General features: G+C 60.8%; 16 protein-coding genes. All 16 read left to right on the top strand.

Features of this window, described 5'->3' with window-relative positions; genetic code table 11:
• Positions 1–18: 18 nt before the first annotated feature.
• Positions 19–1,299, top strand: a complete 1,281-nt coding sequence (gene ispG / locus MPZ60_RS17365) for a flavodoxin-dependent (E)-4-hydroxy-3-methylbut-2-enyl-diphosphate synthase (protein ID WP_034359355.1) — start codon at positions 19–21, stop codon at positions 1,297–1,299.
• A gap of 199 nt (positions 1,300–1,498) precedes the next feature.
• Positions 1,499–2,815 carry a histidine--tRNA ligase gene (gene hisS, locus MPZ60_RS17360; protein ID WP_012839174.1) on the top strand — a complete coding sequence of 439 codons (1,317 nt, stop codon included), beginning with the start codon at positions 1,499–1,501 and terminating at the stop codon, positions 2,813–2,815.
• Between the two features lie 49 nt (positions 2,816–2,864).
• Entirely contained in the window at positions 2,865–3,542 is a 678-nt protein-coding gene (locus MPZ60_RS17355) for a tetratricopeptide repeat protein (RefSeq protein ID WP_034359353.1), read from the top strand.
• 2 nt (positions 3,543–3,544) lie between these two features.
• Positions 3,545–4,720 carry an outer membrane protein assembly factor BamB gene (bamB, locus tag MPZ60_RS17350; protein ID WP_052057692.1) on the top strand — a complete coding sequence of 392 codons (1,176 nt, stop codon included), beginning with the start codon at positions 3,545–3,547 and terminating at the stop codon, positions 4,718–4,720.
• A 15-nt stretch (positions 4,721–4,735) separates the two neighbouring features.
• Entirely contained in the window at positions 4,736–6,076 is a 1,341-nt protein-coding gene (gene der, locus MPZ60_RS17345) for a ribosome biogenesis GTPase Der (protein ID WP_012839171.1), read from the top strand.
• Positions 6,077–6,180: 104 nt separating this feature from the next.
• Positions 6,181–6,435 carry an RNA chaperone Hfq gene (gene hfq / locus MPZ60_RS17340; protein WP_012839170.1) on the top strand — a complete coding sequence of 85 codons (255 nt, stop codon included), beginning with the start codon at positions 6,181–6,183 and terminating at the stop codon, positions 6,433–6,435.
• 101 nt (positions 6,436–6,536) lie between these two features.
• Positions 6,537–7,700, top strand: a complete 1,164-nt coding sequence (hflX, locus tag MPZ60_RS17335) for a GTPase HflX (protein ID WP_182287255.1) — start codon at positions 6,537–6,539, stop codon at positions 7,698–7,700.
• Positions 7,701–7,771: 71 nt separating this feature from the next.
• The gene (gene hflK, locus MPZ60_RS17330; RefSeq protein ID WP_034359349.1) at positions 7,772–9,163 is read left to right on the top strand and encodes an FtsH protease activity modulator HflK; all 1,392 of its coding nucleotides are present in this window, start codon (positions 7,772–7,774) and stop codon (positions 9,161–9,163) included.
• A gap of 11 nt (positions 9,164–9,174) precedes the next feature.
• Positions 9,175–10,065 (top strand): protease modulator HflC, encoded by an 891-nt coding sequence (gene hflC, locus MPZ60_RS17325; protein WP_003063801.1) that lies wholly within the window; start codon positions 9,175–9,177, stop codon positions 10,063–10,065.
• Positions 10,066–10,211: 146 nt separating this feature from the next.
• Positions 10,212–10,400 carry a DUF2065 family protein gene (locus MPZ60_RS17320; RefSeq protein WP_012839168.1) on the top strand — a complete coding sequence of 63 codons (189 nt, stop codon included), beginning with the start codon at positions 10,212–10,214 and terminating at the stop codon, positions 10,398–10,400.
• Between the two features lie 93 nt (positions 10,401–10,493).
• A complete protein-coding gene (locus MPZ60_RS17315) occupies positions 10,494–11,642 on the top strand; it encodes an ATP phosphoribosyltransferase regulatory subunit (protein WP_003063798.1) in 1,149 nt (382 codons plus the stop codon).
• A gap of 37 nt (positions 11,643–11,679) precedes the next feature.
• Positions 11,680–13,056 (top strand): adenylosuccinate synthase, encoded by a 1,377-nt coding sequence (locus tag MPZ60_RS17310; protein WP_034359345.1) that lies wholly within the window; start codon positions 11,680–11,682, stop codon positions 13,054–13,056.
• A 40-nt stretch (positions 13,057–13,096) separates the two neighbouring features.
• Entirely contained in the window at positions 13,097–13,621 is a 525-nt protein-coding gene (locus MPZ60_RS17305) for a phosphoribosyltransferase (protein WP_003063794.1), read from the top strand.
• 280 nt (positions 13,622–13,901) lie between these two features.
• The gene (locus MPZ60_RS17300; protein ID WP_034359341.1) at positions 13,902–15,068 is read left to right on the top strand and encodes a YncE family protein; all 1,167 of its coding nucleotides are present in this window, start codon (positions 13,902–13,904) and stop codon (positions 15,066–15,068) included.
• 72 nt (positions 15,069–15,140) lie between these two features.
• Positions 15,141–15,968: a polysaccharide deacetylase family protein gene (locus tag MPZ60_RS17295; protein ID WP_034359339.1), complete on the top strand. Its 828-nt coding sequence runs from the start codon at positions 15,141–15,143 to the stop codon at positions 15,966–15,968.
• A 21-nt stretch (positions 15,969–15,989) separates the two neighbouring features.
• Positions 15,990–16,970, top strand: coding sequence for a sterol desaturase family protein (locus MPZ60_RS17290; RefSeq protein ID WP_034359337.1), 981 nt, complete (start codon positions 15,990–15,992; stop codon positions 16,968–16,970).
• The last annotated feature ends 10 nt before the right edge of the window (positions 16,971–16,980 follow it).

Below are 16,980 nucleotides of genomic sequence, written 5' to 3'. Positions count from 1 at the left end.
CGTTCGAGGTAAACAAGAGTGCAAGATTCTCAAAGCTCGCAGCAGCTCAGCCAGGCGATAGCCATCGCCAGCCCGCTGCCGCGCAAATCGCGCCAGGCCCGTGTGGTGTGGCGCAACAACGTGGTCACTGTCGGGGGTGATGCGCCCGTGCGCGTGCAGTCCATGACCAATACCGACACCGTGGATGCGGTTGAAACCGCCATTCAGGTGCGCCAGCTGGCCCAGGCCGGCTCGGAGATGGTGCGCATCACGGTGAACACGCCCGAGGCGGCGGCGGCCGTGCCCTATATCCGTGAGCAGCTCGACCGGATGGGCGAATATGTGCCGCTGGTGGGGGACTTTCACTACAACGGCCACCGTCTGCTGACCGACTACCCCGACTGCGCCCAGGCGCTGTCCAAGTACCGCATCAACCCCGGCAACGTGGGCAAGGGCGACAAAAAGGACAAGCAGTTCGGCCAGATGATCGAGATCGCTGCAAAGTACGACAAGGCCGTGCGTATCGGCGTGAACTGGGGCTCGCTGGACCAGGAAATCATGGCCGATCTGATGGATCAGAACAGCCGTCGCGAGATGCCCTGGGAGACACGCCAGGTCATGTACGAGGCGCTGATCACCTCGGCCATCAGCTCGGCCGAGCTGGCGAGGAACATCGGCCTGAACCCCGACAACATCATCCTGTCCTGCAAGGTCAGCGGCGTGCAGGATCTGATCTCGGTCTATCGCGAGCTGGCGCGCCGCTGCGACTATGCGCTGCATCTGGGTCTGACCGAGGCCGGCATGGGCACCAAGGGCACGGTGGCATCGACGGCTGCGCTGTCGGTGCTGCTGCAAGAGGGCATTGGTGACACGATTCGCGTCTCGCTCACGCCCCAGCCCGGTGAAGCGCGCACGCAGGAGGTCGTGGTGGCCTCCGAGATTCTGCAGGCTCTGGGCCTGCGCGTGTTCGTGCCCAGCGTCACCGCCTGCCCGGGCTGCGGCCGCACCACCAGCACCACCTTCCAGGAACTGGCCAAGAAGATCGACGATTTCCTGCGTGGTGAAATGCCGGTCTGGCGCACCCAGTTTCCTGGCGTGGAAGCCATGAAGGTGGCCGTGATGGGTTGCATCGTCAACGGCCCCGGCGAGAGCAAGCATGCCGATATCGGCATCAGCCTGCCCGGCAACGGCGAAGCGCCAGCGGCGCCCGTTTTCATTGACGGCGAGAAGGCCTTGACGCTGCGCGGCGAGCATATCGCCGAGGAGTTCCAGACCCTGGTGCTGGAATATGTGCAGCGCCGCTACGGCCTGAAGGCCTGAGCGACTCGAACGCTTGCAGCGGCCCGGCATGCGGGTGGTGATTACGCTTGCTGGCACAATGCCAGCGAGCCAAGACTTTGGAATTGATAGCTGCTTGCGCACTATCTGTATGGATTTGAATTAGGTTTCTAGTTGAAGGGCATGATTGCCATGCGCAATATGCTCTTGTTTTGCTAGTAACCCAAGTGTGAGACTTCACGTGGCCAAGAACGAAAAACTGACCGCCGTCAAAGGCATGAACGACATTCTCCCACCCGATTCGGCGCGTTGGGAGTGGTTTGAAGCCAAGGTGCGCGATCTGATGGGCCGCTTTGCCTATCGCAATATGCGTACCCCCATCGTCGAGCCCACGGCCCTGTTCGTGCGCGGCCTGGGCGAGGTGACCGATATCGTCGAAAAGGAGATGTACTCCTTTGAGGACCGGGCAGATAAGCATGGCCAGGCCGAGCATCTGACCCTGCGTCCTGAAGGTACGGCCGGCGTGGTGCGTTCGGTAGTGGAAAACAATCTGCTGTATGAAGGCGGCAAGCGTCTGTTCTACATCGGTCAGATGTTTCGGCGCGAAAAACCCCAGCGCGGTCGCTATCGCCAGTTCCACCAGGTCGGTGTGGAAGCCCTGGGTTTTGCCGGTCCCGAGCTGGATGCCGAAGTGATTCTGCTGGCCGCTCAACTTTGGAAAGAGCTGGGCATTGAAGGCGTGCGTCTGGAACTCAACAGCCTGGGTCAGCCCGAGGAGCGCAAGACCCACCGCGAGGCGTTGATTGCCTACTTCGAGCAGCACACAGAGGTGATGGACGAGGAAGCCAAGCGCCGCATGTACAGCAACCCGCTGCGCGTGCTGGACACCAAGAATCCTGCCATGCAGGAAATGGTCAACGCAGCTCCCAGGCTGATGGACTATCTGGGCGATGCATCCAAGGCGCATCTGAAGGCCGTGCAGGACATTCTGGATGCCAACGACGTGGCCTGGAGCCTGAACCCGCGTCTGGTGCGCGGCATGGACTACTACAACCTCACGGTGTTCGAGTTCATTACCGACAAGCTGGGTTCGCAGAGCACGATCTGCGGCGGCGGTCGTTACGACTATCTGATCGAGGAAATCGGCGGCAAACCCGCTCCGGCCGTGGGCTGGGGCATGGGTGTGGAGCGCGTGCTCGAAGTGCTCAAGGAGGTGGGGGTAGAGATTCCCCAGCCCGCAGCCGATGTCTACGCCATCATTCCCGACGCCTCGGTGCTGCCTCAGGTCTTCAAGACCGTGCAGCAGCTGCGTGCAGCCGGTGTGGCGGTTCAGATGCATGCAGCGGCCGGCGGCTCGGCCGAGGGCATGGGCTCGATGAAGTCCCAGTTCAAGAAGGCCGATGGCTCGGGTGCACGCTTTGCCCTGATCTTCGGCTCCGACGAGCTGGCCCAGGGCAAGGTGACCGTGAAGTCGCTGCGCGACGGCGAAGGCCAGCAGGTGCAGCAAGCTCTGGCGGATGTGGCCTTGTGGGCCGGCAGCCTAAAATCGGCGGTTTGATTTTCCGCACCTCGTTTTCCGACCAGCGTTCCACTCAATCTAAGTAGCCATGGCAAATCATCTCGATCTTGAAGAACAAGAGCAAATTGAGCAGCTCAAGCATTTCTGGAATTCCTGGGGAACTCTGATCACCAGCGTGCTGGTCGTGGTCTTTCTCGGACTGGCCGGCTGGAACGGCTGGCAGTACTGGCAAAAGCGTCAGGCCACCCAGGCCTCGGCCCTGGAGTTCGCCGTGGACGAAGCGCTGACGGCCAAGGATGCGGCGCGCGCAGACCAGGCTTTCAGCGAGCTGCGGGACAAGTACGCGGGCACTGCGCAGGCCGCCCAGACGGCTTTGCTGATGGCCAAGGCCTCAGTGGATGCCGGCAAGCTCGATGACGCCAAGGCTCAGCTGAGCTGGGTGGCCGACAAGGGCGATGAAAGCTTCAAGGCCCTCGCTCGCATTCGTCTGTCTTCCGTGCTGGAGCAGCAAAAAAGCTATGACGAAGGCCTGAAGGTGCTTGAGGCGGCCATGCCCGAGTCCTATGCCGGTCTGCAGGCTGATCGCCGTGGCGATCTGTATGTGGCGCTGGGCAAGCAGGCTGAGGCGGTTGCCCAGTACCAGGCTGCCTACAAGGCACTGGACAAGGATCTGGACTACCGCCATCTGGTGGAATTCAAGCTGAACGCGCTGGGCGTGGCTCCTGAAGCCGCAACCCTGGTCAAGACAACGCCGTCGGAGAAATAATCTTGAAGACTTTTGCCCATCAAGTGAAGTTCGCTGCCCCCGCAGCGCAATCCGCAGCCCGTGTGCTGGTGCTGACTGCTGTGGCCGCGTCGCTGGCTGCCTGCTCCATGTTCGGCGGCAAGGACAAGCCCAAGCCTCTGGACCTGGGGGCCAATCCGGGCAAGATCGCAGTGCATCAGGCTTGGTCGGCCAAGCTCGGCAACGAAGTGCCTCTGGCCATGCCTGCGCTGGTGCAAGGCAATACCGTCACCGTGGTCACCAAGGATGGCAGCGTTACGACGCTTGATGGCAATACCGGCAGCCAGCTGGGCAAGTTCAGTGCGGGCGAGCCGCTGACCACCGGCGTGGGCAGCGACGGACAGCGCACGGCGGTGGTTACACGCAGCAACCAGCTCATGGTGTTTGCCGAAGGCAAGCAGCTGTGGAAGAACAATCTGACTGCCGCAGTCTATACGCCGCCTCTGGTGGCTGGCGGCCGCGTGTTCGTGATGGCGGCGGACCGTTCTCTGGCGGCCTTCGATGCCAATACGGGTCGTGAGCTGTGGTCGGTTGAAGGCCCCAGCAATGAACCGCTTATTTTGCGCCAGCCAGGCGTTTTGCAGGCCGTTGGTAATAATCTGGTGGTAGGCGTGTCCGGACGTCTGGCAGGTGTTGATCCTGACAATGGCTCGGTGCGCTGGATGGCTCCTCTGGCCGCACCGCGCGGGACCAACGATGTGGAGCGACTGGTGGATCTGGTCGGTCCCGTCAGCCGTGTGGGCAGCAGTGTCTGCGCACGTGCGTTCCAGGCCTCGGTGGGGTGCGTGGATGTGAGCACGGCCAATGTGCGCTGGACGCAGACCTCCAAGGGTAGCGATGGCGTGGCTGGCGACGAGCAGGCCGTGTTTGGCGCCGAAAGCAACGGCACGGTACAGGCTTGGAATCGTGCAGACGGTCAGCGTCTGTGGTCCATAGACAAGCTGCAGTACCGCAAGCTGACGGCACCTCTGGTGCTGGGCCGCTCCGTGGTGCTGGCCGATGATTTGGGGACAGTGCATATGCTCTCGCGTGAAGACGGCTCTGCACTGGCCCGTTTGGAAACTGACAAGGCAGGAGTTGCCACTTCCCCGGTTGTCGCCGCCAATACTCTGGTGATCGTCAGCCGAAGCGGAACTGTGTATGGCTTCAAGCCGGATTGATAGGTTGTTTTTGGAATGAAGCCAGTTATTGCCCTGGTAGGGCGCCCCAATGTGGGCAAGTCGACGCTGTTCAATCGACTCACGAAGTCGAGGGATGCCATCGTCGCCGACTTTGCAGGGCTGACGCGTGACCGCCATTACGGCCAGGGCCGTCAGGGCAAGCATGAGTACATCGTCATCGATACGGGCGGCTTCGAGCCGGATGCATCGCGCGGCATCTTCAAGGAGATGGCCAAGCAGACGCAGCAAGCCGTGGCGGAAGCCGATGTCGTGATCTTCGTGCTTGATGCGCGTGCCGGTCTGTCCGGTCAGGATCACGAGATCGGCAACTACCTGCGCCGTCTGGGCAAGCCCACCATTCTGGTGGCCAACAAGGCCGAAGGCATGAAGGATGGCGTGCAGCTGTCCGAGTTCTATGAACTGGGCCTCGGTGAGGTCGTGCCCGTGTCTGCCGCCCACGGTCAGGGTGTGCGCAGCCTGGTCGATGCAGCCCTGGGTCTGCTGAATCTGCCTGAGCCTGAAGACGAGGTCTTTGGCGAGGAAGATCAGAAGCCCGTGCGTCTGGCGGTGGCAGGTCGTCCCAATGCTGGCAAGTCCACGCTGATCAATACCTGGCTGGGTGAAGAGCGCCTGGTGGCTTTTGACATGCCCGGCACCACGCGCGATGCGATCACGGTGCCTTTCGAGCGCAATGGCCAGAAGTTCGAGCTGATCGACACCGCAGGTCTGCGCCGCAAGGGCAAGGTGTTCGAAGCCATCGAGAAATTCTCGGTGGTCAAGACGCTGCAAGCCATCGAAGGTGCCAACGTCGTGCTGCTGCTGATCGATGCCACGCAAGGCGTGACCGACCAGGACGCCCATATTGCGGGATATATCCTGGAAAGCGGCCGCTCGGTCGTGCTGGGCATCAACAAATGGGATGCCGTGGATGACTACCAGCGTCAGATGCTGGAGCGCTCCATCGAGACGCGCCTGTCCTTCCTGAAGTTTGCGCCGCTGCACTTCATCTCGGCACAAAAGCGCCAGGGTCTCGAGCCGCTGTGGAAATCCATCATCCAGGCTCATCGTGCAGCCACCTGCAAGATGCCTACTCCTGTGCTGACGCGCATTCTTATGGAGTCGATCCAGTTCCAGACGCCCAAGAAGGTGGGGGCCTATCGTCCCAAGATGCGCTATGCCCACCAGGGTGGCATGAACCCGCCCATCATCGTGATCCATGGCAACTCGCTGGAACTGGTCACCGATGCGTACAAGCGCTTTCTGGAAGGCCGTTTCCGCAAGGAGTTCAATCTTGTCGGCACCCCGTTGCGCATCGACTTGAAAACCTCCCATAATCCTTACGCCGACAAGGATTAATAGCTGTCTGCTGGTGCCTACGGGAAAACCCTTTTCGCTGTTTTTCCCGGGCCCTGTGGTAATGTGTCGGTTTACAACAACACTCTTCGAACACGGAGAATATCGTGAGCAATAAAGGTCAACTCCTCCAAGATCCGTTCCTGAACGCACTGCGTCGTGAACATGTGCCGGTCTCCATCTATCTGGTCAACGGCATCAAGCTGCAGGGCCAAATCGAGTCGTTCGACCAATATGTGGTGCTTTTGCGCAACACTGTGACCCAGATGGTATACAAGCACGCCATCTCCACCATCGTTCCCGGTCGCGCCGTGAACTTCTCGGCCGCTACTCCGGCTGACAACGACGCCGCTGCTGCCTAAGCTTTCTTGCGTCAATGCCCGCCGGCTAGTCCGGCGCGGCTCTTACCCTACGGGACAGGTATTTGAGTTCTGAATCCTTTGAACGTTCCGCGTCTGCGCCAGTGCTGCTGGTGGGCGTGGATTTTGGTGTTCCCCATTTCGATGACGAGCTGGAAGAGCTGGGCCTGCTGGCACAGACTGCTGGCTTGCAACCCGTGGCGCGCTTGACCTGCAAGCGCAAAGCTCCCGATCCCGCGTTGTTCGTGGGCAGTGGCAAGGCGGATGAGATCCGCATGCTGGCCCAGATGCACGGCGCCAAGGAAGTCTGGTTCGACCAGGCTCTGAGCCCGGCGCAGCAGCGCAATCTGGAGCGCCATATCCAGATGCCGGTCAACGACCGGACCATGCTGATCCTGGAAATCTTCGCCCAGCGTGCACGCAGCCATGAAGGCAAACTGCAGGTGGAGCTGGCTCGCCTGCAATACATCAGCACGCGCCTGGTGCGCCGCTGGAGTCACCTGGAGCGTCAGGCTGGCGGTATCGGTGGCCGTGGCGGCCCCGGTGAAAAGCAGATCGAGCTTGACCGCCGCATGATTGACGATGCCATCAAGCGCACCAAGGAGCGCCTTAAAAAGGTCAAGAAGCAGCGTTCTACGCAGAGGCGTCAGCGCTCGCGTCGCGAAGTTTTCAATATTTCCCTGGTTGGCTATACCAATGCCGGCAAATCCACGCTGTTCAATGCCATGGTGAAGGCTCGCGCCTATGCCGCAGATCAGCTGTTTGCCACGCTGGATACCACCACCCGGCAGATGTATCTGGCGGAGGCCGAGGAGTCGGTTTCCCTGTCGGATACCGTCGGTTTTATTCGTGACTTGCCGCACGGTCTGGTGGATGCTTTCCAGGCCACCTTGCAGGAGGCGATTGACGCCGATCTGCTGCTGCATGTCGTGGATGCATCGAACCCCGGATTCCCCGAACAAATACAACAAGTCCAAAAAGTTCTGGGTGAAATCGGGGCCGATGATGTGCCCCAGATTCTGGTTTTCAACAAGCTGGATGCCATTGAGCCCGAGCGTCAGCCTGCCATGCTGCAGGATATGTATGAGCTCGATGGCACGCCGGTGCCGCGTGTGTTTGTCAGTGCTCGCTCGGGGCAGGGGCTGGCGCAGCTGCGGCAGATGTTGGCTGACCGGGTTTTGCAGGTACGTGAAGAGGCGGCACGCGAAGAAGTCGAGGGGCAGGACGATACGTACTGGATGTCCCCTGATGACGACGCGCAATACTAGGGGCTTGCGTTCCTATTGGGCACAATGCTTGCCATGGTCCATGTCTTTTTGAAAACACAGAGACGTCTCGCATGAATTTTTCACAACGCGTCCATCGCCTGGCGGTGCTGCCGCAACGCATTCGCGGGATGTTCAATTTGAACGATCCGCGCTGGGGTCGTGGCGACAACAACAACGAAGATGGCTCCAAGCCGGACGGCTCGGCACCCGAAGGGGAGCGTCCTCCGATGCCGCCCGCACCCGAGCAGCGACCCCGTCCTTCCTCTCCTCAGCAAGGCCAGCCGCCTGATCTGGAAGAGGTGTGGCGTGATCTCAATCGCAAGCTTTCCGGCCTGTTTGGTGGTGGCTCCGGCAACGGCCGTGGTGTGCCGCCCAGCCGCAGCGGCGGTCAGCCTGGCGAGCCTTTCAACCCCGGCAAAGGAATTTTCCTGATTGCCGGCGTGGCTGTGCTGATCTGGCTGGGTACGGGCTTTTTCATCGTGCAGGAAGGCCAGCAGGCCGTCATCACGCAGTTCGGCAAGTACAAGAGCACCGTGGGAGCTGGCTTCAACTGGCGCCTGCCTTATCCCGTTCAAAAGCATGAGCTGGTCTATGTTTCGCAGATTCGCTCTGCGGAGGTGGGGAGCGACAACATCGTGCGCAGCACGGGGTTGCGTGAATCGGCAATGCTGACCGAGGACGAGAACATCGTCGAGATCAAGTTTGCCGTGCAGTACCGACTGAGCGATGCGCGAGCCTGGCTGTTCGAAAGCCGCAGTCCTTCCGAGGCCGTGATCCAGGTGGCAGAGTCCGCTGTGCGCGAAGTCGTCGGCAAGATGAAGATGGACGCGGCTCTGGCTGAGGAGCGTGACCAGATCGCGCCGCGAGTGCGCGATCTGATGCAGTCCATTCTGGATCGCTACAAGGTGGGCGTTGAGGTGGTGGGCATCAATATGCAGCAAGGCGGCGTGCGGCCGCCCGAGCAGGTGCAGGCCTCGTTTGACGATGTGCTCAAGGCTGGTCAGGAGCGTGAGCGTGCCAAGAATGAGGCCCAGGCTTATGCCAACGATGTGGTGCCCCGTGCTGCGGGTGCAGCGGCGCGTCTGGGTGAGGAGGCTGCTGCCTACAAGTCCAAGATCGTGGCCCAGGCTCAGGGTGATGCCGGACGCTTCAGTTCGCTGTATTCCGAGTACCAGAAGGCTCCTCAGGTCACACGTGACCGTCTTTACATCGATGCGATGCAGCAGGTCTACACCAACGTGACCAAGGTTCTGGTGGAGTCGCGCCAGGGCTCCAATCTGCTGTATCTGCCTCTGGACAAGATCATGCAAAACGTGGGTGGCAGCGCCGCTGCTCCTGCTGCGTCGGGTGATGCAGCTGCCGGCGGCGCAGCTTCGGCTCCAGCCAACGTACGTGTAGTACCCAATCCAGCCGGTGATGCCCGCAGCCGCGATGCGCGCAGCCGTGACCGTGACGCACGCTAGGAGAGAATGCAGTGAATCGAATCGGATTTTTTGTCACCAGCATTCTCGTGGTGCTGGCCTTGCTGAGCTCGACCCTGTTTGTCGTGGATCAGCGTCAGTTCGGTGTGGTCTATGCGCTGGGTCAGATCAAGGAAGTAATCACCGAGCCCGGGCTTAACTTCAAGCTGCCGCCACCGCTGCAGAACGTGCGTTACATCGACAAGCGTCTGCTGACGCTCGACAGCACCGATACCGAGCCCATGCTCACGGCTGAAAAGCAGCGCGTGGTCATCGACTGGTATGTGCGCTGGCGCATCTCCGAGCCTTCGGAATACATCCGTAACGTGGGTCTGGATGAATCTGCCGGTGCCATGCAGCTCAACCGCGTGGTGCGCAATGCCTTTCAGGAAGAGATCAACCGCCGTACCGTGCGTGAGTTGCTGTCTTCCAAGCGTGAAACGCTGATGGCCGACGTCAAGCGTGAAGTGCTGGAAACCGTGCGCGGCTCCAAGCCCTGGGGTGTCGACATCGTCGATGTGCGCATCACTCGCGTGGACTATGCCGAGACCATCACCGAGTCCGTCTATCGCCGTATGGAGGCCGAACGCAAGCGCGTGGCCAACGAGCTGCGCTCCACAGGCGCGGCTGAGGGTGAAAAGATTCGCGCCGAGGCCGACCGTCAACGTGACATCACCATTGCCAATGCCTACCGCGATGCACAGAAGATCAAGGGTGAGGGCGATGCTGAAGCGGCACGGGTCTACGCAGAAGCCTTTGGCAAGGATCCGCAGTTTGCGCAGTTCTATCGCAGTCTGGATGCTTACAAGGAGAGCTTCTCCAAGAAGAGCGATGTGCTGGTGTTAGATCCTTCGCAAAGCGACTTCTTCAAGGCTTATCGCAGTGGCGGCTCCGCTGGCAAATAGGCCTTGGCTTGCGCAAATTCGGATCAGGCATGGTGTTTTGCCGATAGAAATGCCTGTTGTGCATCCTTGTTTGCGCAAGTTCGGAAAGCTCTGACAACGATACAAGCAATGGCCCCTTGAGGGCCATTTTCTATTGGGAGATGGCAATGGACTGGTGGGAGATCCTGGGACTGGCGATCGCCATGTTGCTGGTGCTGGAGGGGCTGCTGCCCCTGTTCGCGCCCGGGCTGTGGCGCCAGCTGTTTTCCCAGTTGCTGCAACTCAGGGATGGGCAGCTGCGCTTTTGCGGATTGCTCTGTATCGCAGCAGGCGCCATCATGCTGGTGCTGCTTTAAATACTGCCGATACTGGCTAGGCCTTAGCGGTCAAATTGGGCAGGGCTGGCAAAGCCGGTAGAATCGCATTTTTAACAGCCTCCCCATTTCTCCATGTCTGCTTGGGTCCTGCCGGATCACATTGCCGATGTTTTGCCCTCCGAGGCACGGCACATCGAAGAATTGCGTCGAGGATTGCTCGATACTGCGCGCAGCTATGGCTATGAGCTTGTCATGCCACCCATGCTGGAGTATCTGGAGTCCTTGCTGACGGGTACAGGCGAAGCTCTTGCCCTTCAAACCTCCAAACTGATTGACCAGCTCTCCGGTCGCACCATGGGCCTGCGTGCAGACATGACGCAGCAGGTGGCACGCATTGATGCACATTTGCTCAATCGCAAGGGCGTAACCCGTCTGTGCTACTGCGGTCCTGTCGTTCATGCGCGCCCCGATCGTCCGCGTGCCACGCGTGAGCCGTTTCAGTTCGGTGCTGAAATCTACGGCCATGAAGGCCTGGAAGCCGACCTCGAAGCCCTGCATCTGGCTCTCGACTGCCTCAAGGGAGCGGGCGTCAAGGACGTCATCGTGGATCTGGCCGATGTGCGCATTGTGCGCAGCCTGCTGGCTGGCGTGATGGTGGACGAGCAGGTGCTGCGTGGCGTGCATGCGGCCCTGGCCTCCAAGGATGCAACCGAGTTGGCTCAGCTGACCCGCGATTTCCCCGAAGCCTCGCGTGAAGGCCTGATGGCGCTGCTGCAGTTGTACGGCGGCATGGAAGTGCTCGATCAAGCTGAAAAGCTGCTGGAGCGCACTGCCGGCGTGCGCAATGTGCTGTCACATTTGCGCTGGCTGGTGCAGCATCTGGATGGCGTCAAGGTCAGCTTCGACCTGGCCGACCTGCGTGGCTACTCCTACTACAGCGGCACGCGCTTTGCGATCTATGTGCCCGGTGGCAGCGATGCCCTGGTGCGCGGTGGCCGTTACGACGAAGTCGGTGCAGTGTTCGGGCGCAATCGTCCCGCTGCCGGCTTCAGTCTCGATATCAAACAACTGGTGGCTGTCGTGCCCGAGCGTCCGCTCAAGGCTGCCATTCGCGCCCCCTGGGGTGATGACGCGCAAGTGGCTGCCGCCATTGCCGCATTGCGCCAGCAGGGCGAGACGGTGGTCTGCGTGCTGCCAGGGCATGAAAGCGAAGTGGATGAGTTCCACTGCGACCGTGAGCTTGCCAATGTCGGCGGGCAATGGGTCGTGCAAGCCATTTAAGGCATTTGACTAATTCTTCGATTTATCGGATTGGAATATGAATACATCCAAAGGTCGCAATGTGGTCGTCGTCGGCACCCAGTGGGGTGATGAGGGCAAGGGCAAGCTGGTTGACTGGCTGACCGAAAGCGCCAACGGCGTCGTGCGTTTCCAGGGCGGTCACAACGCCGGTCACACACTGGTCATCAACGGCGTGAAGACGGCTCTGCACCTGATTCCCAGCGGCATCATGCGTCCCGGCGTGAAGTGCTACATCGGCAACGGTGTGGTGCTCTCCGTGGGCAAGCTGTTTGAAGAAATCGAAGGCCTGGAAAAGGCTGGCGTGCAGGTGCGTGAGCGTCTGCGCGTGTCCGAAGCCTGCCCGCTGATCCTGCCTTTCCACCAGGCTCTGGACGTGGCCCGTGAAGCGGCCCGTGAAAAGGGTGGCGTGCAGAAGATCGGTACCACCGGCAAGGGCATCGGCCCCTCCTACGAAGACAAGATCGCCCGCCGTGCCCTGCGTGTGCAGGACCTGAAGCACCCCGAGCGCTTCGCCACCAAGCTGCGCGAGCTGCTGAGCCTGCACAACCACATTCTGGTGAATGTGCTGGGCTCCAAGAACTTCGACTTCGGCGCCGGCCTGGCTCCCTACATGAAGGACGGCGAAGTTCAGTTCGACGCCGTGTACGAAGAAGCCATGCGTCATGCCGAGCTGATCAAGCCCATGATTGCCGATGTTTCGCGCGAGCTCAATGCCGTGCACGCCGAAGGCGGCAACCTGCTGTTCGAAGGCGCGCAAGGCACGCTGCTAGACGTGGATCACGGCACCTACCCCTATGTCACATCGTCCAACTGCGTGGCCGGCAATGCCGCCGCAGGCGCTGGCGTGGGCCCAGGTCTGCTGCACTACATCCTGGGTATCACCAAGGCTTACTGCACCCGCGTGGGCGGCGGCCCCTTCCCCACCGAGCTGGAATGGGAAAAGGAAGGCACTCCCGGCTGGGTCATGTCCACCGTGGGCGCTGAGAAGGGTGTGACCACCGGTCGTTCGCGCCGCTGCGGCTGGTTCGACGCTGCGCTGCTCAAGCGCTCGGCCCAGATCAACGGTCTGTCCGGCCTGTGCATCACCAAGCTGGACGTGCTGGACGGCATCGAAGAGCTGCAACTGTGCGTGGGCTACGAGCTCGACGGCGAGACGATCGACCTGCTGCCTCTGGGCGCGGACGATATCGAGCGCTGCAAGCCCATCTACGAATCCATTCCCGGCTGGACCGACTCCACCGTGGGTGTGACCGAGTACGACAAGCTGCCCGTGAATGCCCGCCGCTATCTGGACCGTATTGCCGAAGTGACCGGTGTGCCCATCGCCATGGTGTCCACCAGCCCCGACCGCGATCACACCATCCTGATGCACAACCCGTACAGCGCCGCCTGATCGGGCTGGGTTTTACTGAACTTTCAAAGGAACTGTGCCCATGCTGACAGAAGACGGTAAGCACCTGTATGTGAGCTACGACGAGTACCACGGTCTCATCGAAAAGCTCGCCATCAAGATCCACCAGTCCGGCTGGGAATTCGACACCATCCTGTGCCTGGCACGCGGTGGTCTGCGTCCCGGCGACATCCTGAGCCGCATTTTCGACAAGCCCCTGGCCATCATGTCCACCAGCTCCTATCGCGCCGAAGCCGGCACGGTGCAGGGCCATCTGGACATCGGCCGTTTCATCGCCACGCCCAAGGGCGACATTTCCGGCCGCGTGCTGCTGGTGGACGATCTGGCGGACTCGGGCGCCACGCTCAAGGCCGTGATCGCCATGCTCAAGACCAACTACGCACCTATTACGGAGCTGCGCAGCGCCGTGATCTGGACCAAGGGCGTGTCGACCTTCGAGCCTGACTATTCGGTGGACTTCCTGGCCACCAACCCCTGGATTCACCAGCCTTTCGAAGGCTATGACACGCTGAATCCCGAAAAGCTGGCGGAGAAGTGGAAGGTCTGAGGACCCGTCACCGACGTTGGCAAAGGAGCCCTTTTGGGGCTCCTTTTTTTATAGAGCAATGATGTTCATCAATGGATGAGCGTCATGTGCCTTTATTCCAACGGTTTCAAGCTTTTTTAAAGCTGTACCGTAATAAAAGCAGGAGCTAGCTGCTCCTGTTTTTGAATTGTTGTCATGATGCGGCCTGCGCCGATCAGGCAAGCTTGGCGCGGCATTTCAACAAGCTTTGTAAACCAGAAGGCTTGTGTTGGCAGCGGCTGCATTGACGCAGCTACACTGCATGGATTCTGAGAAGGTGGTGGTTGTGGGACGTCTTTCTATTGGGCGCACTGGCGCTGCTGTGGCATTGGTCGTGGGCGTGGGCGCTGCGGCATGGTTGGGGGCTTCGGCCTTGCCCGGTTTCAAGTCTGCCAAGGCAGCCGCACCGGCGGTCCCTGCCGCTCCTGTGGTCGCGCCCGCGGCGGCGGTTGCAACCGGTGCACCTTTGCCGCCAGCTGCTGTCAAGCCGGCACAGGCAGCGCGTGCCGTGCAAGGCCCGACGCCCATCTTTGTGCTCAATTCCCTGGATGCATCCATCAGCGTGATCGATCCGCAGACCTGGAAGGAGCAGTCGCGCATTCCCACGGGCAAGGAGCCTCACCACCTGTATCTGACGCCAGACGAGAAATCACTGGTGGTGGCCAATGCGCTGGGCGATTCGCTGACTCTGGTGGATCCGCGCACGGGTGCCGTGCAGCGCGTGATCCGCGATATCGTGGACCCATACCACCTGCGCTTTTCGCCGGATATGAAGTGGTTTGTCACGGCGGCCAACCGCCTCAACCACATCGATTTCTACCGCTGGGATGCGGCCACGCAGACGCCGACGCTGGTCAAGCGCGTCTCCACCGGCAAGACGCCCAGCCATTTGTTCATCGACGCGCAGAGCAAGACGCTGTACTCCACCATGCAGGACAGCGACGCCCTGGTGGCCATCGATATCGCCACCCAGACCATCAAGGCCCGAGTGCCCACAGGCCCCATGCCTGCGGACGTCTATGGCAGCCCTGATGGCAAAAAGCTGTTTGTCGGCCTGACGGGCCGCGATGGTGTCGAAGTGTTCGACATCACCGGTCCCGAACCACGCAGCCTGGGTCAGATCAAGACGGCAGCCGGCGCCCATGCCTTCCGCGCCGCCGGCGATGACCGCCATCTGTACGTGAGCAATCGCGTGGCCAATACCATCAGCAAGATCGATATGCTCAGCAGCCAGGTCGTTGCCAATTACCCGGCGCCTGGCGGCCCCGACTGCATGGATGTCTCGGCCGACGGCCGCTACATCTTCGTGGCCTCGCGCTGGGCCCGCAAGCTGTCGGTGATCGACACGGTGGAGAAGAAGGTGGTCAATCAGGTCAATGTGGGCAAGTCGCCTCACGGTGTCTGGACGCTGTCCCACGCTGCGCGCTAAGGTGCTTGTCCCTGCTGCATCGAAACGGCAGGGATGGCTTGGTCTCCGTGTTGACCACCTCAAGGAGGGTGGATGCAAAGACGTTGTTTCATGCTCGGCTCGCTGGTCGGCGGCCTGCCTGCCATCCCAGCCTTTGCTGCCGAAGCTGCAAGGAAGATGGCTTCAGGCGCTTGCTCCAAGGCGGTCTACCTGACCTTCGACACCGGGCATATGGGCATAGCCCAGCTTGTCGCCCAGGTTCTGCAAAAGCACAAGGTGCCCGTCACATTCTTTGCGGCCAATGAGGCCACGAAGGAGGGGGGCAGCAGTCTGAGCGACTTCTGGGCGCCCTGGTGGAAGGCGCGTGCCGACGAAGGTCACCAGCTCGCATCCCATACCTTCGACCATATGTACTGGCTGGCCGATATCCGCGACAAGGCCACGGGCCAGGTCACGCACTTCAAGGTCAAGCCATCGGCCGGGCCCAGAGCCGGTCAGAGCTATGTGGTGTCTGCCGATGAGTACCGCCAGGAGATTGCCCGCTCCGCTCAGAGGCTGGCGCAGATCACGGGTCGCAAGACCTTGCCGCTGTATCGTGCGCCGGGCGGCAAGACATCGCCAGCGCTGATTGCCGCAGCGCAGCAGGGCGGCTTTCAGCATGTGGGCTGGGCGCCGGCAGGCTTTCTGGGCGACGAGTTGCCCAGCGACAGGTATCCCAATGAACGCTTGCTGGCCCAGGCACTCAAAAGCATAGGCGGTGGCGATATCTTGCTGGCCCACCTCGGCATCTGGTCGCGCCAGGACCCCTGGGCCCCGGCGGTGCTGGAGCCGCTGATCGTCGGTCTGCTGGATAAGGGTTTTTGCTTTCGTACGCTGGCCGAGCATCCGGCGTACCAGGGCTGGATTGCGCAGCACCGCTGAGTGCGGCAAGAGGAGTGAGTTGTGGATTGGTTGGTTCAGATGTTTGGAGAGGCGCAGCAACGCTTGTTTGAAGGCGTGGTTCAGCCGTTTCTGTTCCATTTCGGCATGGCGAACCTGCTCGAAGATGGCTACACGGCCACGGGCTGGCTGCTGGTGGGGCTGCTGCAGATAGCGGTCATGGTCGCGGTGATCGTGCCGCTGCAGCGATGGAGGCCGGTCGAGCCCGTGGTGGACCGCCAGGCGATTCGCGTGGACATCCTCTACACGCTGATTCACCGGCTGGGATTTTTCCGGCTGGCATTGTTCTTCACGATCGATCCCTTGTGGGATGCCCTCATGGGCAGGCTTCATGTCTTGGGCATGCCTGGCTTTCATCTTGACGATATCTGGCCGGGCGTGACGGACAACGCCTGGGTCAGTCTGTTGATGTATCTGGTCGTCTTCGATCTGGTCGAGTACTGGATTCATCGAGGTCAGCACGGTTTTACCTGGTGGTGGAAGCTGCATGCCGTGCACCACTCGCAGCGCCAGATGACGGTGTGGAGCGACAACCGCAATCACCTGCTCGACGACGTGATCCATGACGCCATCATCGTGCTGGTGGCACAGCTGATTGGCGTGGCTCCGGGGCAGTTCGTGGCCATCGTGGCCCTGACCCAGCTCAGCGAGAGCTTTCAGCATGCCAACGTGCGCATCTGGTTTGGCCAACTGGGCGAACGCCTGTGGATCAGTCCACGCTTTCACCGCCGCCACCACGCCATCGGTATTGGCCACGAACCCATGGCGCCCGTGCGCAACAAGAAGGTGCATGGAAACAATTTCGGCGTATTGTTGCCCTGGTGGGACATATTGTTTGGCACGGCCAACTTTGATCTGCGCTATGACCCCACGGGTATTCGCGATCAGGTGCAAGCGAATGCAAAAGGTCAATTGCGCGACTATGGCCGTGGCTTCTGGGCGCAGCAGTGGCTGGCTGTCCTGCGATTGATGGGTCGCGCATAAGTCAATCCTT

The organism is Comamonas sp. 7D-2, assembly GCF_022749555.1.
Taxonomy (GTDB): domain Bacteria; phylum Pseudomonadota; class Gammaproteobacteria; order Burkholderiales; family Burkholderiaceae_C; genus Comamonas; species Comamonas thiooxydans.
This window is presented reverse-complemented; position numbering and strand designations above follow the sequence as displayed.